The 23,331-nt window shown below is 63.7% G+C and carries 24 protein-coding genes; 12 read left to right on the top strand and 12 right to left on the bottom strand.

The features are described from left to right. The first annotated feature begins 336 nt into the window (after nucleotides 1–336). From N6H05_RS20185 to N6H05_RS20160, 6 genes are all read left to right on the top strand, one after another. Entirely contained in the window at nucleotides 337–1,899 is a 1,563-nt protein-coding gene (locus tag N6H05_RS20185; protein WP_284111394.1) for a phytoene desaturase family protein, read from the top strand. 36 nt (nucleotides 1,900–1,935) lie between these two features. Further along, entirely contained in the window at nucleotides 1,936–2,151 is a 216-nt protein-coding gene (locus N6H05_RS20180) for a hypothetical protein (RefSeq protein ID WP_284111393.1), read from the top strand. Nucleotides 2,152–2,263: 112 nt separating this feature from the next. Then, nucleotides 2,264–3,424: a phosphotransferase gene (locus tag N6H05_RS20175; protein ID WP_284111392.1), complete on the top strand. Its 1,161-nt coding sequence runs from the start codon at nucleotides 2,264–2,266 to the stop codon at nucleotides 3,422–3,424. 16 nt (nucleotides 3,425–3,440) lie between these two features. Then, nucleotides 3,441–4,169 carry a hypothetical protein gene (locus tag N6H05_RS20170; RefSeq protein WP_284111391.1) on the top strand — a complete coding sequence of 243 codons (729 nt, stop codon included), beginning with the start codon at nucleotides 3,441–3,443 and terminating at the stop codon, nucleotides 4,167–4,169. Next, nucleotides 4,162–4,731: a cytochrome c oxidase subunit 3 gene (locus tag N6H05_RS20165; protein ID WP_284111390.1), complete on the top strand. Its 570-nt coding sequence runs from the start codon at nucleotides 4,162–4,164 to the stop codon at nucleotides 4,729–4,731. Before N6H05_RS20170 ends, N6H05_RS20165 begins: the two co-directional genes overlap by 8 nt. A gap of 43 nt (nucleotides 4,732–4,774) precedes the next feature. Then, nucleotides 4,775–4,993, top strand: a complete 219-nt coding sequence (locus tag N6H05_RS20160) for a cytochrome C oxidase subunit IV family protein (protein ID WP_284111388.1) — start codon at nucleotides 4,775–4,777, stop codon at nucleotides 4,991–4,993. Between the two features lie 16 nt (nucleotides 4,994–5,009). On the opposite strand, the gene N6H05_RS20155 is transcribed toward N6H05_RS20160, so the two are convergent. Further along, nucleotides 5,010–5,990: an AraC family transcriptional regulator ligand-binding domain-containing protein gene (locus N6H05_RS20155; RefSeq protein ID WP_284111387.1), complete on the bottom strand. Its 981-nt coding sequence runs from the start codon at nucleotides 5,988–5,990 to the stop codon at nucleotides 5,010–5,012. 132 nt (nucleotides 5,991–6,122) lie between these two features. On the opposite strand from N6H05_RS20155, the gene N6H05_RS20150 reads away from it, so the two are divergent. Further along, nucleotides 6,123–6,968, top strand: coding sequence for a metal-dependent hydrolase (locus N6H05_RS20150; protein ID WP_284111386.1), 846 nt, complete (start codon nucleotides 6,123–6,125; stop codon nucleotides 6,966–6,968). A 3-nt stretch (nucleotides 6,969–6,971) separates the two neighbouring features. On the opposite strand, the gene N6H05_RS20145 is transcribed toward N6H05_RS20150, so the two are convergent. From N6H05_RS20145 to N6H05_RS20135, 3 genes are read right to left on the bottom strand one after another with little or no spacing between them, the layout of a single operon-like run. Beyond that, nucleotides 6,972–7,661: a hypothetical protein gene (locus N6H05_RS20145; protein ID WP_284111384.1), complete on the bottom strand. Its 690-nt coding sequence runs from the start codon at nucleotides 7,659–7,661 to the stop codon at nucleotides 6,972–6,974. 20 nt (nucleotides 7,662–7,681) lie between these two features. Beyond that, the gene (locus tag N6H05_RS20140) at nucleotides 7,682–9,319 is read right to left on the bottom strand and encodes a GMC family oxidoreductase (RefSeq protein WP_284111383.1); all 1,638 of its coding nucleotides are present in this window, start codon (nucleotides 9,317–9,319) and stop codon (nucleotides 7,682–7,684) included. Next, a complete protein-coding gene (locus N6H05_RS20135) occupies nucleotides 9,316–10,602 on the bottom strand; it encodes a cytochrome P450 (RefSeq protein ID WP_284111382.1) in 1,287 nt (428 codons plus the stop codon). The genes N6H05_RS20140 and N6H05_RS20135 overlap by 4 nt, the downstream gene beginning before the upstream one ends. A gap of 159 nt (nucleotides 10,603–10,761) precedes the next feature. On the opposite strand from N6H05_RS20135, the gene N6H05_RS20130 reads away from it, so the two are divergent. The 3 genes from N6H05_RS20130 to N6H05_RS20120 all read left to right on the top strand — a co-directional run bounded on the left by N6H05_RS20130 (nucleotide 10,762) and on the right by N6H05_RS20120 (nucleotide 12,536). Next, the gene (locus N6H05_RS20130) at nucleotides 10,762–11,454 is read left to right on the top strand and encodes a histidine phosphatase family protein (RefSeq protein ID WP_284111381.1); all 693 of its coding nucleotides are present in this window, start codon (nucleotides 10,762–10,764) and stop codon (nucleotides 11,452–11,454) included. 74 nt (nucleotides 11,455–11,528) lie between these two features. After that, the gene (locus N6H05_RS20125; protein WP_284111380.1) at nucleotides 11,529–11,804 is read left to right on the top strand and encodes a hypothetical protein; all 276 of its coding nucleotides are present in this window, start codon (nucleotides 11,529–11,531) and stop codon (nucleotides 11,802–11,804) included. 57 nt (nucleotides 11,805–11,861) lie between these two features. Then, nucleotides 11,862–12,536 (top strand): TetR/AcrR family transcriptional regulator, encoded by a 675-nt coding sequence (locus N6H05_RS20120; protein ID WP_284111379.1) that lies wholly within the window; start codon nucleotides 11,862–11,864, stop codon nucleotides 12,534–12,536. 21 nt (nucleotides 12,537–12,557) lie between these two features. Here the strand turns inward: N6H05_RS20120 and N6H05_RS20115 are convergent, their stop codons facing one another. Next, nucleotides 12,558–13,973, bottom strand: a complete 1,416-nt coding sequence (locus tag N6H05_RS20115; protein WP_284111378.1) for an aromatic ring-hydroxylating oxygenase subunit alpha — start codon at nucleotides 13,971–13,973, stop codon at nucleotides 12,558–12,560. Between the two features lie 95 nt (nucleotides 13,974–14,068). Here N6H05_RS20115 and N6H05_RS20110 point away from each other — a divergent pair, with 95 nt between their 5' ends. Beyond that, a complete protein-coding gene (locus N6H05_RS20110; protein ID WP_284111377.1) occupies nucleotides 14,069–15,358 on the top strand; it encodes a hypothetical protein in 1,290 nt (429 codons plus the stop codon). 3 nt (nucleotides 15,359–15,361) lie between these two features. Here the strand turns inward: N6H05_RS20110 and N6H05_RS20105 are convergent, their stop codons facing one another. From N6H05_RS20105 to N6H05_RS20095, 3 genes are read right to left on the bottom strand one after another with little or no spacing between them, the layout of a single operon-like run. Further along, a complete protein-coding gene (locus N6H05_RS20105; RefSeq protein WP_284111376.1) occupies nucleotides 15,362–16,513 on the bottom strand; it encodes a phosphotransferase family protein in 1,152 nt (383 codons plus the stop codon). Then, nucleotides 16,510–17,610 carry an acyl-CoA dehydrogenase family protein gene (locus N6H05_RS20100; RefSeq protein ID WP_284111375.1) on the bottom strand — a complete coding sequence of 367 codons (1,101 nt, stop codon included), beginning with the start codon at nucleotides 17,608–17,610 and terminating at the stop codon, nucleotides 16,510–16,512. Before N6H05_RS20100 ends, N6H05_RS20105 begins: the two co-directional genes overlap by 4 nt. Nucleotides 17,611–17,614: 4 nt before the next feature. Continuing rightward, nucleotides 17,615–18,817 carry an acyl-CoA dehydrogenase family protein gene (locus tag N6H05_RS20095; RefSeq protein WP_284111374.1) on the bottom strand — a complete coding sequence of 401 codons (1,203 nt, stop codon included), beginning with the start codon at nucleotides 18,815–18,817 and terminating at the stop codon, nucleotides 17,615–17,617. A gap of 94 nt (nucleotides 18,818–18,911) precedes the next feature. Here N6H05_RS20095 and N6H05_RS20090 point away from each other — a divergent pair, with 94 nt between their 5' ends. Then, nucleotides 18,912–19,808 (top strand): acyl-CoA thioesterase, encoded by an 897-nt coding sequence (locus tag N6H05_RS20090; protein ID WP_284111373.1) that lies wholly within the window; start codon nucleotides 18,912–18,914, stop codon nucleotides 19,806–19,808. A 21-nt stretch (nucleotides 19,809–19,829) separates the two neighbouring features. Here the strand turns inward: N6H05_RS20090 and N6H05_RS20085 are convergent, their stop codons facing one another. Genes N6H05_RS20085 through N6H05_RS20070 form a run of 4 tightly spaced genes read right to left on the bottom strand, consistent with a single transcriptional unit; the run spans nucleotide 19,830 to nucleotide 23,231 of the window. After that, nucleotides 19,830–20,621, bottom strand: a complete 792-nt coding sequence (locus tag N6H05_RS20085) for an SDR family oxidoreductase (protein WP_284111372.1) — start codon at nucleotides 20,619–20,621, stop codon at nucleotides 19,830–19,832. Between the two features lie 19 nt (nucleotides 20,622–20,640). Then, nucleotides 20,641–21,168, bottom strand: a complete 528-nt coding sequence (locus N6H05_RS20080; RefSeq protein ID WP_284111371.1) for a nuclear transport factor 2 family protein — start codon at nucleotides 21,166–21,168, stop codon at nucleotides 20,641–20,643. Nucleotides 21,169–21,173: 5 nt separating this feature from the next. After that, on the bottom strand, nucleotides 21,174–22,607 hold the full coding sequence (locus N6H05_RS20075; protein ID WP_284111370.1) for an FAD-dependent oxidoreductase: 1,434 nt from the start codon (nucleotides 22,605–22,607) through the stop codon (nucleotides 21,174–21,176). Nucleotides 22,608–22,628: 21 nt separating this feature from the next. After that, a complete protein-coding gene (locus tag N6H05_RS20070; protein ID WP_284111369.1) occupies nucleotides 22,629–23,231 on the bottom strand; it encodes a nuclear transport factor 2 family protein in 603 nt (200 codons plus the stop codon). Nucleotides 23,232–23,331 lie beyond the last annotated feature (100 nt).

Below are 23,331 nucleotides of genomic sequence, written 5' to 3'. Positions count from 1 at the left end.
GATCGCCCAAAAAATCAATGCGGGACATGTGATTTTCCTCTCTTTCGGTGCCGTCTATTATCCTTGTGTGACGAAGCTACCCCAAAAAGATGCTCTGATAAATAGATATAATGCGTATTATATCAATGCGCACATGGTTGGCCATTAACCCAGCCGTGCGAGCCCTCGGGGCATAGCAGGATTCTGGCAGGTCTAGTCGTAACCTAGCACACCACTTGTTTATTCAGCAGATGATGAATAATGTCGCCTGATATCGATTCGGTGTTGACGTCGGATTGGGTGGGCAGCCGGTGACGCCCAGTAAAACTTCACGGCTTAAAAAAACGAGGACAGGGGATGCATGATATCGTGGTGGTGGGGGCCGGCAGCAATTCGCTGACCACGGCCTGCTATCTGGCCAAGGCTGGCCTGTCCGTGCTGGTGCTGGAGCGGGAGGAGCAATGCGGCGGCGGAGTCGTGTCGGTGCATACCGATCCGCGCTTCACCCATGATTCCCACGCAATGGGCTATCTGGTGCTGCTCGCCAATCCGGCGATCAAGGATGACGAACTGGAGCTGGAAAGCCGGTTCGGCCTGGAATTCGCTTATGCGCCGGCGCCTTTCGCATCGCTCTATCCCGATGGGGAGGGGCTGATCAGCTACACCGATTTCGACCGGGCGGTGAAGGAAATTGCGCGCTTTTCGGAACGGGATGCGCGCGCCTATGCCCAGTTGGTCGAAGAGGCCAATGAGATCATGCCGCTGCTGTCGCGCGGCTTCTTCATGCCGCCGATGCCGCATGACGGGTTCATCAAGCTGCTCGATGCCAGCGCGAAGGGTCGCAAGATCCGGGCCGAACTGGAAGGCAATGTGATCGACTTCCTCAATGCGCGCTTCGAAAGCCCGCATGTGAAGGTCCATCTCGCCAAATGGGCATCGGAGGTGATGAGCGCGCCGGATTATCCCGGCACCGGGCTGACCATGTATCTGATCCTGGGACTGGGCCATAAATATCGTATGGCGACCGTGGTTGGCGGCGCGAAGAGCGTGACCAATGCGCTGATCGCCTGCCTGCGCCATCATGGCGGCGAATTGCGCACCGGGGTGACGGTCGAGAAACTTGTGGGGGCGAGCGGGAAGATTAGCGGCGTCGTCACCGATGATGGCGAGGAGATCGGCGCGCGGCGGGCTGTGGTGGCTAACATCCATCCCTGGGATATCGGTCAGATGGTGCCGGGCGTGGACAAGGGCATCGCCGATCGGGCGGCGAAGGTCGAACTCAGCGAATATGGCGCGATCAATCAGCAGATCGCCCTGTCCGAACGGATCGAATGGATCGGTGGACCGGCCTATGACGAGGCTATCCTGGTCGAATGTATGGCGCCGGACTGGGACAATTTCCTCAAGCCCTTCGAGGCCTATCGGCGTGGCGAATTTCCCTATGACACGCTGCAGCCACTGGGCGGTCCGCAGTCGAATTTCGATTCCTCGCGTGCGCCCGACGGCATGACCGCCCTCTATCTCTATTGCTTTGCCCCGTTCGAGACGCGCGATGGCTGGGCGGTGGACAAGCAGAAGGCGGCGGACGCGCTGTTCGACTGGTTTTGCCGCTTCACCAGGAATATCGACCGGTCGAAGATATTGGGCCGCCTGGTGGAGTGCCCGCCCGATCATGCCGCGCACAGCCGGATCATGAAGCGCGGCGATATCATGGGCATCGCCATGACTGCGAACCAGTTGATGGGTGCTCGGCCGACGCCGGAACTGGCCCAATATCGCATTCCGGGCATCGACGGGCTGTTCCTGACCGGATGCACCACCCATCCCGGCGGGCTGGCGACGCTGGGCGGGCGGGCGTGCGCGATGAAAATCTACAAGGATTTCGGCATCCCCTACCAGGCCGGATTCGTCAACTGGTGAGACTGTTTCGGGAACGGATCGAGAGGAAAGGCGAGCATGCAACTTCTGACAAAAGACCGTGAGAATCTGATGACCGTGGAGCGGATCGAGCGCGCGGGCAGCGAGCTGGTCATTCATGGCGAGATCATGGGGGCGCTGCCGGTGCGGGCGGTGCTGACACCGGGCGAGGCACGCAAGGCTTTCCGGTTGCTCGACCTAAGGACCATGTTCTTCATCGGGACGCTGCTGTTTCGGCGCGACCGCGGGGCCTGATCGGCCGATGATCGTGCATCAAATAAAAAGGTTTGCTTGCGAATGATATTCTGACGTTCTATGGTGCGTCGGCATACGGCCTTTCAGAAGCCGTCAATCGCAAGGAGAGCCGATGTCCGAGGTGCTGGAACGCATTCAGACCGCCTATGCCGCCGATCAGGCGCGTGGTTTCAAGAAGGTCACCGCTGTTGTCGATCTGCCGCGCAGCTATGAGGAGCTGACGGAAGATTGGATGACGGAGGCGCTGTGTCGCGATGTGCCGGGCGCCCGCGTGCAGTCCGTCAATCTGGGGCCGCCCGACAATGGCTCGTCCAACCGGCGGCGGATCAGTGTGGTGTATAATGCGGCGGGGCAGGCTGCCGGCCTGCCGGAGCAATTATTCTGCAAGGCGTCCCATGACCTGGCCAACCGAATGGTGCTGGGCGTATCCGGCGGCGCCAAGGGCGAGGTGAATTTCTACAACCTCTTCCGGCCCCATATCGAGATGGAGGTGCCGACCTCCTATTTCGCGGCCTGGAATGAGGTGTCGTGCAATTCGCTCATTATCCTGGGCGACATCACCGATAGCGTGGAATCCTTCTGCGACGACAAGACCCCGATGAGCCTGGAGCGCGCCCGCAGCCAGATGCGCCTGCTGGCGCGCCTGCATGCGTCCGGCTATGCGAACGCAGAAGTGAAGACCAATCTGTCGCAGATGCCGACCTGGGAGGAATTTTATCACCGGTCCTGCGATTTCGGTCTGGAATCGGGCATCCGCAAGGCTTTTCACGAAGCGCGCGATATCCTGCCGGCATCGGTCTATGGGATGGGCGAAGACGGCATGTGGGATTGCATGCTGCAGTCGGTAGCGCGCCACGGGACGTTGCCGCGGACCATCACCCATGGCGACGTGCATCTGAAGAACTGGTATGTCGCCGGCAATGGCGAGATGGGGCTGAGCGACTGGCAATGTTCCAATAGCGGGCATTGGTCGCGCGACCTGATCTACACCATCGCGACCGCGCTGCCGATCGCGGATCGGCGCAAATGGGACCGCGAACTGGTCGCCTATTATCTCGACGAACTGGCAAGCCATGGTGGGCCGCGGGTCTCGCTGGACGAGGCCTGGCTCCATTGTCGCCAGCAGCTATGGACCGCGCTCAGCTGGTGGCTGGTCACGCTGTGCCCGCCCGAAGGGCTGCCGGACATGCAGCCGCGCGATACCACGATCGAATTCCTGACTCGGATCGGCACCGCCATGGATGATGCCGGTTCCGCTGCGGCCTTCGGCTGACAGTCGGAGAGGGGGGATGATGACCAGCTATCCGACGATCAGCGCGAAGGCGCAGCGCTTCATGCTGTGGTGGGGTTGGCTGATGATGATCGCCTTTGGCCTGTCCTACTGGCTGTTGATCCGCCTGCTGCCGCTCAATCCGGCGACGGACACGGCGGCGCAGGTCGCGGCCTTCTATCAGGCGAACAGCCTGCCGATCCGGATCGGGGCGGTCATCTGTTCCTGGTGCGCCGCCTTTGCCATTCCGATCTATGTCGTGCTGGTTGCGCAATCGATCCGGCTGGAAAAGGGCATTCCGATCTGGTCGATCCTGCAATTTGGCGGCGGCATGATGATGACGATCTTCCTGGTGCTGCCGCCGCTCTTCTGGGGCGTGGCCGCCTTCAGTCCGGGACGGCCGCCGGAGGTCACGCTGCTGATGCATGAACTGGCCAATCTTACCCTGGTGACGACCGACCAGTTCTTCATCTTCAACATGGTGCCGATCGCCTATCTGGCGCTGTCGCGGCGCGGCCATCCGCTCAATCCCTTTCCGCGCTGGTATGGCTATTATGTCGTCTGGACGGCGCTGATGTTCGAGATCGGTGCCTTTGCCTTTCTGCCGCGGACGGGACCGTTCGCCTGGAACGGGCTGCTGACCTACTGGATACCCTTCACCATCTTCGGCGTCTGGATGACGATGACCCTGATCGTCTTGTTGCGGGCGATCGGGCAACAGGAGGCGGCGCGCGCCAGCCATGGCTGAAGCCCGGCGCATTCCCGGCGAACCGGGGATATGGGTGCTGATTGGCGGCGATATGCTGGCCTTCTCGCTCTTCTTCCTGGTGTTCGCTTATTATCGCGGGCAGCAGCCCACGCTGTTCGCGCAATCCCATGCGACGCTGAATGGCGCGATCGGCCTGTCCAACACGATCATCCTGTTGACCAGCAGCCTGTTCGTGGCGCTGGGCGTCCGGCGGGTGCGGGCCGGCCGGCCGGGTGGGGTGGCGATGTTCCGTGCGGCGCTGATGTGCGGGGCGCTTTTCATCGCGCTCAAGGCCATCGAATATGCCGAGAAGATCGCGCACGGCATCACACCGCTGACCAATGATTTCTACATGTATTATTTCGCCTTTACCGGCATCCACCTGACCCATGTGCTGATCGGATCGGCCGGCCTTATCTATATGGCGGCGGTCGCGGCGCGGCGTCCACCATCGGCCGCACGGACGATGATCGTCGAGTGCGGCGCACTGTTCTGGCATCTTGTCGACCTGCTGTGGATCATGCTGTTCGCGCTCTTCTATCTGGTCGACAGCCATGGATAGCGGTGATCGTCGGCTGATATTCTGGTGGGCGGTCCTGCTAGGGTTGACGCTGCTGTCGTTCGAGAGCGGCATGCAGTGGCTGGATCAGGCGGCGATAGGGACCGCGGTGATCATCGGCATTGCGCTGATCAAGATCCGGGTTGTGATCCTGCAGTTCATGGAGGTTGCTGAAGCGCCCTGGTCGCTGCGCGCGCCGCTGGAACTGTGGATGCTGGGCCTGGGGGCGGCACTTCTGGCACTTTGCTATGGGGTGGCGCGCTGACCGGTCGCGCCACCGATCATTGATCCGCGCGCCAGCGGCCCAGCGGCTGTCCGGTCCATTGGAGAAAGGCGCGGCGCAGGCTTTGATGATTGCGGAAGCCGACGGCGCGCGCGATGTCCTTGGCGCCCATCTGCCCTTCGCGGGCGAGGATGAGCGCAAGGGCGCGGCGATGATCGTCGAGAATCCGGCCGAAGCTGGTCCCTTCCTGTGTCAGGCGACGCACCAGCGTCCGGTTGCTGAGGCCCAACACTGCTGCCGCACAGTCGATCGTCTGGCGCTCCAATGCGCCCGTGGACAGCAATTGGGCCAGGCGGTCGGAAAGGCTGGCCGATGCTGCGGCACGATCGCGAAAATGGCCCAGGATCAGGTCGAGCATTTCGGTATCGCGCGACCGCAATTCGGCTTGCAACAGGCTGGCGGGAAGGGTCAGTCGATTGGCGATCGCGTGAAAATGGGGCGTTGCTGGAAGCCATGGGGCATGGTTCGCGCCCGGCAGCGGCCCGTAGCGCAGCTCTATCCGCGCGACAGGATCGGTGATGCCGGTCGCTTCAGCAAGGAAAGTGAAGAAGGCGGCGATCCATTCTTCCACCAGGAAACGGCGGACGGCCAACGGCAAGGTGGCCGCTGGCTGGACGGTCATCGACCAAACGCTTCCCCGGACGCGCGACTGGAATCGCATGAGCGGCGCATCGTCGTCGACCCGGCTGAGCCAGATGGCGAGCGCCTGCTTGAGCGTGCCGCTTGCGGCGATGGCATGACCGACGATACCCAGATCGTTCAATCGCTCGGCCCGGCCAAGGCGCAAGCCGATGTCGGGCGGGCCGATCCGGACCATGTGCAGGATCAGGCCGACCAGATCGGCCATGGCCAGGTCGCGACCGGCTGCGATGGCCAGTGCGGCCTTTCGTTCGAGTGGATCGCTATCGGGAACAAGCATGCCGATCTGACGGCAAAGACTGGCATAGCGACGGATGCGCGTGGCGATGAGGCTCTTCATATCCGATCGTCCCATGGCGCGATCTGCATCAATCTTGGCGTGATCAGCATCATCAAGTCAATCGTTCGCGACTGTCCGCAGGGCTAGAATGAGGCAAAGGCCCAAGCCCGGCCGACGAGAGGATGACAATCGATGCTGACCGCCCGCAAGCCCGATATCGCGACAGACGATCCGCATCTGGCCTGGTCTACGGTACCGGAATTTGCCCATATCTATAATGGCGCGTCGGCGGTCATTCCCTATGTCGAACATTATCTGAACCATGTGATGGCAATGGTGCGCGACGGCCATTGTACCGACAACCCGGCGCTGGCAGCCGAACTCGACCAGTTCATCCGGCAGGAGGCGACGCATGCGCGCTATCACAGCCTGTTCAACAAGCGCATGTTCGGCGCGGGCTATGAAGGCCTGAAGACCGTCATCGATCGGGCCGTGGATGATCTGCAGCGGATGAAGGCCCGGCGATCGCTGGCCTTCAACGTCGCCTATTGCGCGGGGTTCGAGACGACGGCGACCTTCAGCGCGAAATTCCTGCTGGAACGCTGTTTCCCGCTGTTCAAGGCGGGGGATGCCTATGGCGCCAACTTGCTGCAATGGCATGTCGCCGAAGAATTCGAGCATCGGGCGACCTGCCATGCCGCGTTCAGGCAGGTGTCGGGCAATTATGTCGTCCGTCTGGCGGGGCTGGCCTATTCCTTCTGGCATATCAACATGCTGTTCGGACGGGCCACGGCGATCGTGATGGCGGTCCATCGCGCGGACATGACGCAGGCCGAGCGGCGCGCGTCGGTCAGGATGGAGAAGCGCCTTATTCGGCGGCAGCTTGCCTATATGTTGCCGCGGATGCTGCGATTGCTGGTGCCCTATTATGATCCCGCGCGATTGGCCGTGTCGCCCCGGATCGCGCAGGCACTCGACTATTACCGGCGCAACGACCCGATCCGGGTCAGCTTCGCCGACGCGGTGGAGACGGCGTGACGCCTATCCCTCCCGCGCGGTACGGTTGATCGCGCTCAGGGTCAGCGGGGTCATCACGATCAGCCAGACGAAAAAGGCCGATGCCGCGATCCAGAAGGATAGCAGGCCGTTCCAGGCGAAGGGGCCGGTGCGGAAGATATAGGCGAAGGCGCCGGGGACCAGCAGCAGGCCGAGCCAGATGTTGAGATAGCCGGCCCAGCGCGGGAATATCGGGTCGGGGCGCTTGTCGGTCAGCGTGCCGATGGCGATCGCCCCGAACTGGGCGAGGAAGGTCGGGAAGGCGGGGATCACCAGCAGCCAGGCAATGTCGTTGAGCATCTGGGTCAGTGCCGGGTCACGCTCCGGGCGGAAGGCGGCGATGGCCAGGACCATGTTGGGAAACATCAAGGTCAGCACGCCGATCGCGCCGGCGCCCAGTTGCAGGTCGGCGGGCAGGCGGCTGGCGACATGCATGTGCCGCATCTGGGTGGTGATGACGCAGACCAGCGCGATGAACCCGGAAATGCAGGCAAGCCCCAGGATCATGCCGAGGCGTATCAGCATCGCATTGTCGCGATAGACGGCCGCCACCTGCTGCGCCGACAGTTCTGGGCCGGGCGGCGGCACGAACCCCGCCATCAACAGCCCCACGCCCAATGTCGCGGCGCAAAAAGGTCCGCCCCAGGCGCAAATCTTCTGGTCCAGCAGGCTCATCGCTTCTCCCCCCGTCTATTTCAGGCTGCGTTGCGCAACGCGGCATCCGCCAGGATCAGGTCGGCGGCGCGCCAGGCGGTCGCCATGGCGGGACCGTTGGTGTTGCCCGAAATCAGCCCCGGCATGATCGAGCAGTCGACCACGCGCAGGCCATGGACGCCGCGCACGCGGGTGCGTTCGTCCACTACCGATTGCGCATCGCGCCCCATCCGGCAACTGCGCACGGCGTGAGTGCCGCACAGGGCGATGTCGCGGACGACGGCCAATATCTCTTCGTCGGTGATATGGGCCGCGCCGGGCGAGACCTCCGCGCCGACATAGGGGGCCAGTGCGGGCTGCTGCACATAGGCGCGGATATAACGGACCAGTTCGATCGCGGCGCGCCGGTCATGCTCGCTCGACAGCCAGTTGGGGGTGATGAGCAAGGGCGCATCGGCATCGCTGTCGCTGATCTCGACCGAGCCTTCGCTGTCGAGGCCGATCAATTGCGCGGTGAAGCTCATGCCCGGTTCACGTTCCACTGCCTGCATCGGGGCGACGGTATCCTTGTCGCGCTCCTCGGGCATGTCGAGCGTCCAGCCGCTGATATAGAGCTGGGCATTGGGCCGGGGTTCGGCTGGATTGGTCCGGATGAAGGCGCCCACTTCCATTGCGCCGTTGGCGAGCGGACCGTTTCGGAACAACAGATATTGGGCGACGCTGGTGGCGAGGCCCAGACCGCGCAGGCGGTGGTTGATGCCTTTCTCGCCCCCTTTGAGGCGATAGCTGGCGATCATGCCGAGATGCTCGCGGATGCGGCGGCCGACATCCGGGCTGTCGTGGATCATGTCGATGCCGTGGCGGCGCAGCAGGGGCGCCGGGCCGATCCCCGACAATTGCAGCAGCTTGGGCGATCCGATCGTGCCGGCGCTCAGGATGATCTCGCCATGGCAGGCATAGAATGTGCGCCGACCATCGACGCGGCATTCGACCCCGGCGGCGCGCTTCCCCTCGAACCGGATCCGGTCGACATAGACGTTGGTGACGACGTGCAGATTGGGGCGATGGCGGACCGGATCGAGGAAGGCGATGGCGGAGCTTTGCCGGCGCCCATCCTTGATATTGTAGCAATAATAGCCGACGCCTTCCTGATCCTCGCGATTGAGATCCTCATAATGGCGCGGCAGGCCCATCTGCACGCCGGCGTCGATCGCCTTTTCCGCCAGCGGATAGCGCAGCTTGTTGGTCGAGATATGGACCGGGCCGCCGACACCGCGGACGCCGTCGTCGCCCAGTTCATGATCCTCGATCGCGCGATAGCTTTGCTTCATCTGCACCCAGGACCAGTCCGGACCGGCCTCGCCTTCCCAGATATCGAAATCCTGCGGCTGCCCCCGGACATAGATCATGCCGTTGATGGCGGAGGAGCCGCCCAGGCCCCGGCCGCGCTGCCACACTTCCGACGGTGCATCGGCGGGGCCGACCGGATAGGTCCAGGCATAATCGGGATCGGTGACCAGCTTGCCGATGCCCTTGGGCATGTTGACGAGGAACGCCTTGTTCTCGCCGCCAGCCTCCAGCAGCAGCACCTTGTGATCGGGATTTTGCGACAGGCGGTTGGCGAGGACGCAGCCCGCCGATCCTGCGCCGACGATGATATAGTCGTAGCTGCCGGTCATGCCGATACCTCGGTCGCCATGCCGTCGAGGACGCGCTCGCCCGGATCGAAATCCAGGTTCAGGCCGCCGATGCAGTGGAAGAGAAGGCTGGGCAGATAGTCGGTCTGGCTGCCTGCGCCGATGCGGATATTCTTCATGCGCGCAAGCAGGCGGGGGAAGGCCAGGGTCAGTTCCTTGCGGGCGAGCATCTGGCCGAGGCAGCGATGCATGCTGGGCGCGCCGAAGGATATGTGTGTGCGGGCGTTCTTCCGGCGGATGTCGAACCGGTCGGGTTCCTCGAAACGCTGGGGATCGCGATTGCCGCCGTCATAGCGCAGCAGCAGGGTAGCGCCCGCAGGAATGATGACGCCGCCCAGCTCGGTATCATGGCGCGCGATCCGCCACATCGATGAGGCCGGAGTCTCGTAGCGCAATATCTCCTCGACCGCATTGTCGATCAGCGACGGATCGTCGATCAGCGCCTGCAACTGGTCGGGATGGCGCAGCAACTGGACCATGCCGCTCATCAGCGTGTTACGGGTCGTTTCGTTGCCCGCGACAGAGGTCTCGAAGGCCAGCGCGGCCGCCTCGTCATCGGTGAGTGGCGCGACCCCGTCGATACGGACGGTGACGAGATTGGAGATCAGGTCGTCGCGCGGCTCGATCCGGCGGGCGGCGACCATATCCTTGATGTAGCGGCGGAACTCCACCATCTGCCGAGCGGCATCACGCTCCTGTTCGGGCGTGCCCATGCGGCCGACGACCGTGATGACCGCATCCGACCATGATTTGACCTTGTCATATTTGTCGCGTGGCAGGCCCAGTATGTCGGCGATGATATAGGTGGGCAGCAGAACCGCGAACTTGTCGACGAAATTGACAGTGCCATGCTCGATGAAATCGTCGATCAGTTCATCGATCAGCCGGGCGATCGTCTCTTCCATGTGCGACACGCGGCCGGTGGCGAAGACGGCGTTGACCAGTGCGCGGAAGCGCTTGTGATCCGGATCATCGGAGGTCAGCAGCAGCGTCGCTTCGAGCGGTTCGCTCGCCAGGATCTGCGCGACCTCCGGATCGGCGCCGCCGCCGGCCATCAGCAGATGCCCGAAGCGGTTGGAGAAATCCTCGGTGCGGCGGGCAATCTGCTCGATCAGCTTGATGTCGGTCACGACCCATATCGCGCGGCCGGCCGGATCGGTCGTCTGGGCGATCGGCATATCCGATCGCATCTGCGCCATCATCGCAAAGGGATCAGCCAGGGTATCGCGATCGAAAAAGGGATGGGTGGCGGTGGCTGCACGCATGAAACCTCTCCTGTCCATGGTCGAGGGCGCGCATCTGCGGTGCCGATTGCATACCCTCGTCCGATCGCTGCATCGGCGATCGGTTGTTGGGAATGAGCTTAGCGTTGACTATGGTATGGTGCAATACCATATGCTTTATTCTCAATATTGGGGCATTTCATGACATCTTCGCAGGACGACCATCATCGCCGGGCGCAGGGTGCGCAGCAGCGTTTCACGCTGCCGGCCGACGCGCGGCAGATCATTCTGGTGCGCCATGGTTCGAGCACCGGCGCCACTGCACATGTGATCGCGCTGGGCGACCTGACGATCAGCAATCCGCCGCTGACGGCCGATGGCGAACGGCAGGCCGAGGCGGTCGCGCAGGCGCTGGCCGGCGAGGCGATCGCCGCGATCATGGTGACGCCGCTGCAACGCACGCAGCAGACGGCGGCGCCGCTGGCACGGGCGACCGGGATCGCGCCACGCTGCATCGATGATCTGCGCGAGGTGCATCTGGGGGACTGGGAGCATAGTTTCTATGACCATGCGGCCGCCGGGCATCCGCTGGTGTCACGCATGTTCGTCGAGGAAAGCTGGGACGTCATTCCCAATGCCGAACGGGGCGAAGCCTTTTCTGCGCGCGTCCGTCGGGGCCTGACCATGGTCTGCGATGCGATCGACGCCGGCGAGACTGCCGTGGTCTTCAGCCATGCGGCGACGATTGCGGAAATCTGCCGTCAGACCACGGGCAGTCGGGCCTTTGCCTTCATGGCGACGGAGAATGCGTCGATCTCGCGCCTGATCGTCGATCGAGACGGTGGCTGGAAGCTGCGCAGTTTCAACGAAGTGGGACATCTTCCCGGTGATTGATGCACCGCAAAATTAATGTTGTGCTAGCATACTATTTATAGCATGGGTCGCTCCAAATTCTGATGGAGAGACCCATGATCGTTCGTGCCCTTGTTGCTGCAATTGCCCTCCTGAGCGCCGGCGCAGTCGCGGCCGAACCTCTGGCGATCCCGCGCAATGCGCCCGTCGTCTCGTCCGATGGTGTCGTGCTCGGCAAGGTGGACCGGGTGCTGACCGCGAACGACACTGTGACTGGCGTCCAGCTGATCCTGGGCAGCAAGATGATCGTCATTCCGGGCGATACGCTGTCGCTCGACGGCGACACGGTCAAGACCACGCTCTCGCGCAAGGATGTCCGCGCGCTGCGCTGACGCGCGTCCCAGATCATGCCATTCTTGCAATATTCAACGATTGCAGAATAAAGTCGCATGATGCCTGTTTCTTCCTCGACCGCGCCGATGCGGCAAAAACGACGTGGACGTCCGCGATCCACCGAGGTCGGGGAGGGGGCGTCAGTCGCGGATGCGCTGCTCGACGCCGCGACGGCGCAATTCGCGGCGCATGGCTTTGATGCGGTAGGTGTGCGGCAGATCGCGGCGCAGGCGTCGGTCGACGCGGCGATGATCGCGCATCATTTCGGATCGAAACTGCAATTGTGGCAGGCCGTGGTCGATCGGCTGTCGCAGCGGCTGATCGCGCAACTGGCGATCTTGCCGGATGCGGATGAGGGGCGGGGGGATCGGCGGATCGATCAGGCGATCGGCCTGCTGATCGACTTGCTGTGCGATACGCCGGATCTCGCCGCCTTCATCCTGCGCGAAGTGGTGCTGGACAGCGCCCGATCGGAAGACAGCTATGCCCGGCTGGTCAAGCCGATCCATGACCGGCTGCGTCCGATCCTGGTCGACCATCTGGCCGGGCAGTCCGGGCAGGCGGATGCCGATCATCTGTTCATGGCGCTGAGCGGCGCGATCGTCGTCAGCGTGGCGACCCGGCCGCTGCTGGACCGGATGGGCGCGGCGGCCGGGGATGACGATGCGTTTCGCGCGCGGCTGAAGGCCAGCCTGCCGATCCGGACGGGCGGCCTGCCGGGCCTGGGATAAGCGGCCCGGCCGCCGCCAGGATCAGCCCTTGGCTGCCTCACCCTGGGCAATCTGATCGTCCATCACCTTGTTCCAGTGCTGGATGATCATTTCCTGATAGGCGCCCAGCCGCGTGCGCGGGCTGGCGGGGTCGGCCGAGTGGGCGCCCTTCTGGATCAGCGGCATGTTGGACATGTCCTGATCGAACACGAAGCCCAGAAAGCCGAAATCGGGGCAGTGCTGGAACACGCTCTGGTCCGCGTCCAGCACGACCGCCGGCGCCGAGGGCGGGGTCGGGCGTCCTTCGGGACAGGGCAGCAGCAGGCGGACGTCGAACCAGCTTTGTTCGGGATCGGTTTCGTGCGGCAGGAACTGATAGGTGAAGGGCACGGATTCCGACAGCCACAGCCCCATATGCGGGTACATGAAATAGAGGAAGCTATCCATCATGATGGCGTCGGCCAGATCGATCGGCCGGCCGTAAAATTGGGTGGCGACGGCGCGGTGCCATTCGCCCAGTTGCGCGCGGACATCACCCTTGGGATCGATCTGTGGCACGTCGGCCTGCGGATAATGCCAGTCGCGCATGGCCTGGGCGAACATCTGGCCGGCATTGAGCACGGTGGCGTCCGACGGCGCGTGCATGCTGGGCGTGGCCGAGCAACTGGCGTTGCGGCCGACATGGCCATGTTCACCCTGCCAGATATCATATTGGGTCTGGCTGTCGCCGTTGAACGGCACGGCTTCGGGGTGGGTGGCGTAGAGATGATAGGCCTCCATGAAGGCCTCCTGCGAGATTTTCCAATTGGCCTTCACCAGCTTGCGGAAGCGCGCCGCGGTGTAGCGGCGCTCGGGCTGGAACTGGGCGAAATGCTCGGGCATCGGCCCCAGAGCGTCGCGCAACGGCGCGGCATCCTTGTCGGCGTTGATGAAGAGGAAGCCGCCCCAGCGCTCCAGCTTCACTTCGGGCAGGGACGCATTGAGGCGGGTCAGTTCGGGAAAGTCCCAATGGCTGGGGATGCGCTTCAGCCGCCCGTCCACATTCCATTCCCAGGCATGATAGGGGCAGCGGATGGTTTCTGCCGATTCATGCTTGGCGCAGAGCATGGTGCCACGGTGCAGGCAGCTATTATGGAAAGCCTTGAACGCATCGGGCGCGGAGCGGACGATGAACCAGCTATGGGGGCCGACCTGCAGCGGCATGCGGTCGCCGACATTGGGAATATCTTCTTCCCGTCCAGCGAAGAGCCAGTTTTTCGACCAGATATGATCCTGTTCGGCCCTGGCGCGGGCAGGAGAGAAATAGCGGGCATAGTCGACGCTATTATTGTCCGGCTCGAAATTGCCATGGGCGGTCAGGGCCGGGGCGCCGGGCTGATGCGACTCACGCCGCCAGAGTTCGCCTGCCAAAGGGCGCTCGGCCGATCCATAACCCCGGATTTTCGCGGAAGTCGCCATGTTCGCTCTCCATATCTGATCCCGCCTTGCGGCGTGTCGCTTGAGTATAGTATAGTAGCATATCATTGGAGAGGGAAGATATGCAGGCGGATGTGATGAACGCCCTTGTGGTCGATGATGCGCGGCCGGCGATGGTGCGCGGAGACGCGCTGGGCATCGACTTTCCCACCAGTGTCGACGCCTTTGATGCTGCGGGGGCAGCGTTCCTCACGCGGGCGTTCCGCGCCACCGGCGTGCTGGCAGCGGACAATGACGTAGTCGAAATTGTCGCGGTGAAGGAGTTTTTCGGCGGTGGCATGGGCCGCAAGCTGTGGCTCGACGTGCGCTATGCGCGGCCGCAAGAGGGGCTGCATACGGCGCTGTTCGCCAAATTCACTCGTGAGTTCGGCGATCCGCTGCGCGATCTCTTCTCGCCGGTCATGGCGCCGGAGGTCCGCTTTGCGCTGCTATCGAGGGTGCCCGATTTCCCGGTGCGGGTGCCGGTCTGCCATTTTGGCGACTATAGCGCGGCGACCCAATGTGGCCTGCTGATCACCGAGCGGGTGCCCTATGGCCGGGACGGGGTGGAGCCGGTGCAGGACAAGTGCCTGGATTATCGGATGGCCGATCCGCTGGATCATTATCGCGCGCTGACGCAGGCAATGGCGGCCCTTGCGGCACATCATCGCGCCGGCCGGTTCGGCGCGGCGGTCGCGCAGGCCTTTCCCTTCGATCCGGCACCGCCGCCGATAATTCCTTATGACAGGGCCGCTCTGGACGAGAAACTGGCCGTCCTGCGGCTGTTCGCGGCGGATGCGCCGCGATTGCTGCCGGATGCGCTGCGCGATCCCGCCTTCCTGGACGATTTCTGTCGCGACGCGCCACTGGTGCTGGCGCGACAGGCGGCGATGCAGGCTTGGCTCAATGCGCAGGACGACATGATCGCGCTGTGCCATTGGAACATGAATGTCGATAATGGCTGGTTCTGGCGCGCGGACGGCGCGTTGCATTGCGGGCTGCTCGATTGGGGCGGCGTGGCGCAGATGAACCTGGCGATGGCCTTTGTCGGCATGAGCTGTGCGGCCGAGACGGACTTTCTGGCGCAGCATGAAGACGAACTGATCGACCTGCTGCTGGTAGCCTATAGCGAGGCTGGTGGCCCGGCGATCGACCGGAGCGCCTTTGCGCACGCGCTAAAATGGTCGATCGCGCTGACCGGCATGGCCTGGATGCTTGATGCACCGGCCCTGATCGCTGCGGAGATTCCCGATTTTCGCCAGGTGAAGGACCGGTTCGATCCGGAACTGCGCGACCGTTTCCTGCCGCGCGCGCAATTGCAGTTGATGACGGTGTTTCTCGATAGCTGGCGGCGGCTGGACATCGGCTCCGCCGTGCGCGCGGTCTGAACCTTAGAGGCTGTCCAGCGTATCGAGATCGTCCATGGCGGTCGCGATGCGACGGATGAATTCCAGCGTGATGTCGCGCGGCTGCATATCGGGCACATCGCCCAGCGGGGTCAGCGTCATCGTCCACCAGGCAAGCGTGGTCAGCATCTGTTGGCGATAATTGTGCCAGGCCTGGTCGAACGCTATTTTTTCGCCCCCTGCGGCGGTGAACGCATCGAGATAATAAGCGAGAAGGTCTCGCTCCCACAGCCGGCGCTGCTCGACAGTGAGGGCGGTGGCGATGGTGTAGGCGACGTCGCGCGACCAATGGCCCTTCGACGTGACCTGCCAGTCGCTCAGCCCCATCCGGTCGTCGGCGGTGATGTACCAGTTTTTGAGATGAACATCGCCATGGGTGATGGTGAGCGGCAATTCGCCATGCCGGGCCGAAGCGCGCAGCGTGGCTGGCCAGACCGCAGCTTCCCGGGCCATCAGGCGAGGCGGGACGATATCTGCGGCGGCGCGCAGGCCGGTCTCGCACATCGTCCTGAAATCATGATCGCGGTCGAGCGCCGCGAAGCGGTGATCGTAGCGGAACAGATGGGCCAGCCCCGCGTCAAGCTGCGGCGATCGATAGAAATGGCCGTGTAGGGTGGCCAGCAGCGCCATCTGGTCTTTGGCGCGCTCCAGCGTCATGACGGTGTGATGGGAGCAGAAGGTCACGCGCTCGCCCAGATCCTTGAGCATGATGATCGAGGCGAAGGAGTCCGGGTCATAGGCGGCGATCAGCGCCTCGGGCGCTTCGATCGCCAGTTGCGGGCGGATTAGATTGTAGAAGCTGGTTTCACTCAGCAGGGCGGAGGTCGACAGCAGGATGCGGTTCACCAGATCGACCGTCGCCTTGCAGAAGACCGAGCGGGGCAGTCCGAGCGCCCGGCCGGCCTCATTATAGGTGATGAAGATGCGGCGGCGGTTGGATGTACCGGAATCCGGGGCATCGAGCGTGATGGCGACGACCCGCGCCTCGGCATGGCCGCGGCACAGGATATGCGTCATCCATTCGGGCGTGATCGCCTCGTAGCGCCAGGGAATGTCGCCGGGATGGACGGCCGGCGGATCGTCCCGCTGGTCGCGGGCGAAGGCGGCCTTGATCCGTTCGATCCGCGCGCGGCTCATGCGGCGCGATCGGTCGCGTCGGCGAAGCGGGCGATGTGCAGTTCCTCATCACCGAACTGGCGGGCGATCACATAGAGCCGGCGATAGAGATGGCTGATATTGAGTTCATCGGTCACGCCGATGCCGCCATGCAACTGGATCGCCTGGCGGGTGACGAACAGGCCGCCGGTCGATGCCTGCACGTTGGCGGCGGAGACGGCGACGGCACGGACGAGAGGATCGTCGCCCTCCATCGCGCCGAGCGCGTGAAGCAGGAGCGATCGGCTCATCTCGGTTTCGATCAGCATGTCGGCCATGCGATGCTGGAGCACCTGGAAATTGCCGAGCGCGGTGCCGAACTGCTTGCGGACCTTGAGATAGTCGCGCGTGGCCCAGAGGGCGGCTTCCATGATCCCCAGCGCTTCGCCGCACAGGGTGACGAGGCCATGGTCGATAGCGCTGTCGATCGCGGCTTGTGCTTTCGCGCCGTCGGCAAGCAGCTGTGCCGGGGCATTGGCGAACTGGATGTCGGCGACACGGCGATTGTCGAGCGTGCGATAGGGGGACAGGGTGATGCCCGCGCCCTTGGGGTCGACCAGATAGAGGGCGATGCCATCGTCGCTAAGGGCCGAAACGATCAGCCTGTCAGCGAAATTGACACCCTCGACCAGGGATTTGCTGCCGGTGAGGGTTGTGCCGTCGCAACGGGTGGAGACGATGCGCCAGTCGCCGCGCCCTTCGGCCTCCTGTAGCGCCGGCACGATGCGCTGTTCGCCCATGACCAGCGCGGCGATCAGGTCCGATGCCGCGGCGTCGCCGATCGCGGCGAGCAACTGGGTCGCGATGACATGGGCGACAAAGGGTTCGGTGATGAGGGCGCGGCCCAGTTCCTCGGCGATCAGGGCATTCTCTGTTGCGCTGCCGCCAAAGCCGCCGGCCGCTTCGGACAGACCCGCGCCCAGCCAGCCCAGTTCGGCGAAGGTCGCCCAGTGAGCGGGCGCGACGCCGGCCGGGGATCGGATCAGGCGGAAGCGCTCTTCCCAGCCATATTCGCGCTCGGCGAAGCGGCGCACGCTGTCGCGCAGCGCTTCCTGTTCGGATGTGTAGGCGAAGTCCATCGGATCAAAGCTCCAGCACGGTCTTGGCGATCAGCGTGCGCTGGATCTCGTTGGCGCCGCCATAGATGGTGGTGGCGCGGCGAAACATCGCCTTGGCGGCGATGCCTATGCCATGGTCCGGGACAGGCGGGGCGAGGCCGTCGTCGAACATCCGATGTTCGGCATCGGGCGCGAGGCAGACGGCAAGGCCGCGGTCGCCCAGTGCCTCGTCAGCGAGGTCGGCGACGCGCTGGCGCAGTTCGGACCCGCGCACCTTGACCAGCGAGGCGATCGCGCCGCCATCATGCGCGTCCGACGTCAGCGCGCGCAGCACGGCGGTTTCCAGCGCCATGGTATCGATCTCTATCCGGGCCAGCTTCGCGCGAAAAACGGCATCCTCGATCAACGGCTTGCCGTTTTTTTGTTCGATCCGGGCGATGTCGCGCAATTGGGCGATGTCGCGCTTGGTATGGGGGACTTCGGCGCTGGCGGTGCGTTCGTTGCCCAGCAGGAATTTGGCATAGGTCCAGCCCGCACCTTCCTGGCCCACCAGATTGTCCACCGGGACGCGGACCTCGTCGAAGAAGAATTCATTGACGGTCAGCCCCTCGTCGATCGTCCAGATCGGGCGGCGGGTGATGCCGGGGCTGTTGAGGTCGATCAGCAGGGCCGAGATGCCGGCCTGCGGCTTGCAGTCCATGTCGGTGCGCACCAGCATGAAGATCATGTCGGCATGGTGGCCCTCGGTCGTCCAGGTCTTCTGCCCGGTGACGACATAATGGTCGCCATCGCGCACCGCGCGGGTGCGGAGCGAAGACAGGTCAGACCCGGAACCGGGCTCGGAAAAGCCCTGTGCCCAGAAAGTCTGGCCGGTGCGGATGCCCGGTAGCCAGGTCTGGCGCTGTTCTTCCGAACCGAAGGTGTAGAGGACGGGCGCGACCAGTTCGGGGCCGATGCGGTCCATGGTCGGCGCATAGGCGCTGCGCATCTCATCCTCGAAGATGAAGCGCTGCACGCCGGTCCAGCCCGGTCCGCCATAGGCGACCGGCCAATGCGGGACGGACCAGCCCTTTTCGGCGAGAATTGCGGCCCATCGGGCCTGATCCTCGCGTCGAGGGTGATAATCCTGGCGGCCGCGCCGGGCGAGGTCGGCGGGCAGGTTCGCCTCCACGAAAGCGCGGACCTCGGCACGGAAAGCCCTGTCCTCTTCGCTATAGGATAGCTGCATCGGTCCTCTCGAATCTTGTCTCTATCTAGTTCGCTAGCATATCATGTTCTAATTGCCTATAGCGAGGTGAAACAGGCGATGAGGGAGGCCGGCGATGCGGCGATATGACGAGACGATGCAGGCTCGGGAATGGCGCCACGATGTGCCGATGCTGCTGGAAATGGACGAGATTTCGCCAGACCTGTTTCGCAGCACGCGCAACCAGCCCAATGTCTATCGCTCGCTGTTCGGCGGCCAGATCGTCGCGCAGGCGCTGGTCGCGGCGGATCGCACCGTGCCGGGCCGGATCGTCCATTCGCTGCACAGCTATTTCCTGCGCGCCGGCACCGACAGCCTGCCGATCGACTATCGGGTCGCGCGGGTGCGCGACGGCGCGCGCTTTTCCACCCGCCGGGTCGAGGCACGGCAGGGCGAGCAATTGCTGTTCGTGATGGACTGTTCCTATCGGACGCCGATGGCCGGGTTCAGCCATTTCCGACCGACCCCGATCCCGTTCGATCCGGAGACGGGGATCGACCAGAGCGCTTTCGCTACGCTGAAGGCGCGCGACGGGCGCCATTATGCCGGGCTGCTCAAGGGCCATTATCCGGTCGATGTGCGCATTCCCGACACGATCGGCTTTCTGGAGACGCGGGCCGAGGCCAAGCGGCATTATTGGTTGCGTGCCCGAGGGGCGGAGCGGGTCGCGGACCCGGCGGGGCAGCGGCAGATATTGGCATTCCTGTCCGATTTCATGTTCGCCGGCGCGCCGTTGACCCGGCACACGGTGGCGCTGCCTGGCCCGCATCTGTTCGTCGCCAGCCTGGACCACAGCATCTGGTTTCATCGCGACGTGCGGTGCGATGACTGGCTGCTGTTCGAGACCGACGGTCCCAATGCGGAAAATGGCGTTAATCTGGCGCGCGGGCTGATCTACAACCGGGCTGGCGAACTGGTGGCGTCGATCGCGCAGGAGGCGCTGCAATATCCAGTGGAGGAGGGGGCGGAGTAAGCTCCGCCCACCCGGCGTCGGTCAGGCGGCGCGATTGGCGTCGTAGCTGTCGAAACCCATGGAAAGTTCGTCCGTGCGCGGCATCCGGGTGAGCTGGTTGCCGCCATTGACCGGCAGGTTGAGGCCGGTGACGAAGCAGGGGCCGGACAGCCACAGCACGGCGTCGGCATAATCTTGCGGATTGCCGACCCGGCCGAGCGGAATTTCGCGCGCGAAAATATCCTCGACGCCGGGAATCGCGAACAGATGGGCGGCGAGGTCGGTCTTGATCGGGCCGGGCTGGATCGAGTTCACGCGGATGCCGCGGCGGCCATATTCGATCGCCGCATATTTGACGAAACAGTCGGTCGCCGCCTTGGCGCAGGCATAGGCGAAATGCGGCTCAATCGGCTGGGCGGCGCTGTAAGAGGTGATCATGACGATCGACCCGTTATCGTTCATGATCGCCGCCATGGTGCGGACGAAATGGACCGCGCCCAGATAATTGACGTCGAGCGCCTGTTGCAGCGCCTCGGGCGTGGCGTCGGCGATCATGCCGATCATCGGCAGGCCGGCCGAATTGACCGCGATATCGATTGTGCCGAAGCGGCTTTCGACCTCTTTCGCCAATGCCTCCACCTGCAGCCGGTCGCCTATGTCGCAGGCGATGGCGTGGCCGCCGATCTTGGCCGCCAGGGTTTCCAGCGATGTCAGGTTGCGGGCCGCGACGACGACCTTCGCACCGGCCGCCGCCAGCGCCTCGGCTATGGCCCAGCCGGTGCCGCCGGGGGCGGAGGCGCCCATGACGACAGCAATCTTGCCCTGGATGCTCATGCGCTTTTACTCCCTTTGTTCAGTGACGCTGCGCCATCAGCGGCAGCGCCTGATAGGACAGATCGGTATGGGTGCCGCCAATGATGCCCAGTTTGGCCAGTTGCGCCATGTCAGCGGGGGCCGCGTCCAGGGTGACGAAGCTGTCCCAGACAAGGCGGCGGCGGGCGATCTTCCAGATGCCGGCGCGCCGATCATAATTGTCGAGATAGCGGCCGGTGACGAGAATGTGACGGACGATCGGCTGTTCAATCCGGTGATAGGCGAGGAAATAGAGTTCGCCATCGGCGCGGTCGCCGTCCAGCCGCCAGTGCATGTTGCAGATATAATGGGCGGTCAGCGCGAACGGCGCCATGATCTGGTCCTGCTGCGCGATGAAGGCGGCGGCGCTGTCGCAGAACAGCGTGCCATGATCGTCGATGGCATCCTCATGATAGACCGATCGCAGCAGCTCGCGGTCGCGCCGGTCGATTGCCCGGCAGTAACGCATGGCGAGGTCGCGCAGGGCGTCCTTGGCGAGCAGGGCGTCGATCGCGGCGTCCCGATCCATCGCGGTCAGGCCGGCACTGCTTCGCGCAGCGCATGCTGCGCCGCGAGCGTGCCGGCGCGGCGGCCGAACACTACCGAACTGCCGATGCTGGTGCCGCCTCCGGCATAGCGCTTGCCATGGAAACAGCCGAGCACTTCACCCGCGCCATAGAGCCCCTCGATCACCTGGCCCCTGGTATCGAGCACCTGGCAGTCGAGGTTGATGTCAAGGCCCGCGGCGGTGAAACCGATGATCGCGGCGCGAACCTCCACGGCATAGAAGGGGGCGGTCAGGATCGGCGTCAGCGGATGGCCGTTGCCGTCCTTGCGATAGAGCCGGTCCTCGCCGCATTCCCGGGTGTCGAGATTGTAGCGGCGGACGGTTTCGACCACGGCATCGACCGGCAGGCCGACCTTGCCTGCCAGTTCCGCGATGCTGTCGGCGCGGTGGGCAACGCCCTTGTCCACCTCGCGGGTGATGGTGATCTCTTCCCAGCTCGATGTCGCCAGGCCGCTATTATAGGGGTCGGCATAGGACAGGTCGTCGCCATTGGCGACCATGGTGGGGTGATCAAAGATCGCCCAGCAGCGCTTGTCGGTCTGTTCGTTGATAAGATAGCCGCACACGGCATAGCTGTCCCATTCGGCCATGAAACGCTTGCCCTCGCGGTTCACGGCGATGACCCATGGCGGCAGGAAGGCCTCGACATAGCGGCTGTCGAAACAGGGGGTGGGGTTGAGCAGGCCGGTATCATAGCCGGTGATCTGCGCGCCGACCTGTTCGCCTAAGGTGATGCCGTCGCCCAGGATGAAAGGGGCGTCGCGATGCACGGCCCAGGTGCGGTCGCCATGATAGGCGGCGGTCGGATACCATTTCTCCAGCATCTGCGGGCTGTTGCCAAAGCCGCCGGTGGCGATGACGACGCTGGGCGCGCGCAAATCCGTGCCGTCGGCGGTGATGCCGACCACCTTGCCATCCTCGACGATCAGCCCGTCGACGCGGGTGCCGAGCGCGGTTTCGACGCCGAGCGCGCCGGCGCGGTTGATGAGCGCGTCGGCGATGCCGAGGCCGAAGCTGCTGCAGGTATGGCCGCGCTGGATATCGGTGACATCGGAATGGACCAGCATATTGGCGGGAAATTCGACTCCCTTGTCCTTCAGCCATTCCAGCATCGCCGCGCTTTCATCGCAATAATAGCGGATCAGGTCGGGCCGCACCGCATGCTGGTTCAGCGTCATGATATAGCCGTAGGTCGCATCGGCGCTGTCGCTGATGCCCTTTTCGCGCTGCGTGCTGGTGTTGCAGGCATAGACGACGCCGGTGGAATTGCGGGTGGCGCCGCCCAGATGGTCGTCGGCCTCCACCACCATCACGCTGGCGCCGGCCTGGCGTGCCTCGATCGCGGCGGACATGCCGGCGGCGCCGGAACCGATGATGATGACGTCATAATCGCGGGACATGGCGGTCTCCTTGGGGCGCGATCAGGCGCGCGCGGGGATGGTGTTGAGATAGACGGGGTCCTGCCGGTCGCGGCGGCCGGGCAGGTTGTAATGGGCGACATAGCCCGCATCGCTGATCCGCGTGCTGGGGCGGATGTCGTTCCATTCATTGGTGATCTTGCGGCGCAGGATCTTCCACTGGCCGTCGCGCCGCTCGAACAGGTCGATATAGCGGCCGCCGCAATAATAATCGTGGCAGCCCTCGATCGTGCCGTCGGCAATGGCCTTGGCGGCATAGTCGTCGCCGAAGAAGCCGGTTACCGCTTCCTTGCCGCCCGGTGTGCGCTGATAGGCCCAATAATAGGCCTCGGAGGTCGCGAAATCACCGTCGACGTCGATGGTGCAATGGGTGACCGTGTGCATGCCGTCGAGGATGCTCTCGCGCAGCGACGGGATGATCGTTTCGGCAAATTCCATCGCATTGCCCGAAAAGCTGCCATGATCGTCGGTGCCATCGGGATGATAGATGGTGCGCAGCAATTCCAGGTCGCACCGGTCGATGGCGCGGCAATAGAGTTTGAGCACATGCTCGATCTCCTGCCGGTCCAACGCCAGACGCAATCTTGCTTCGAGTTGCTCGGCCATGCTGATCCTCTCGCTGGCGACTCTCTTATGGTCGCCTATATATGATATGTTGGCATACCATATTGTCGAGGGGAAGCAGGAAAGTGACGGGCCGCGCGAT

This window comes from Sphingobium sp. WTD-1 (assembly GCF_030128825.1).
Lineage (GTDB): Bacteria > Pseudomonadota > Alphaproteobacteria > Sphingomonadales > Sphingomonadaceae > Sphingobium.
Note: the sequence above shows the minus strand (reverse complement) of the source record. Positions and strands in the feature narration are given on the sequence as shown.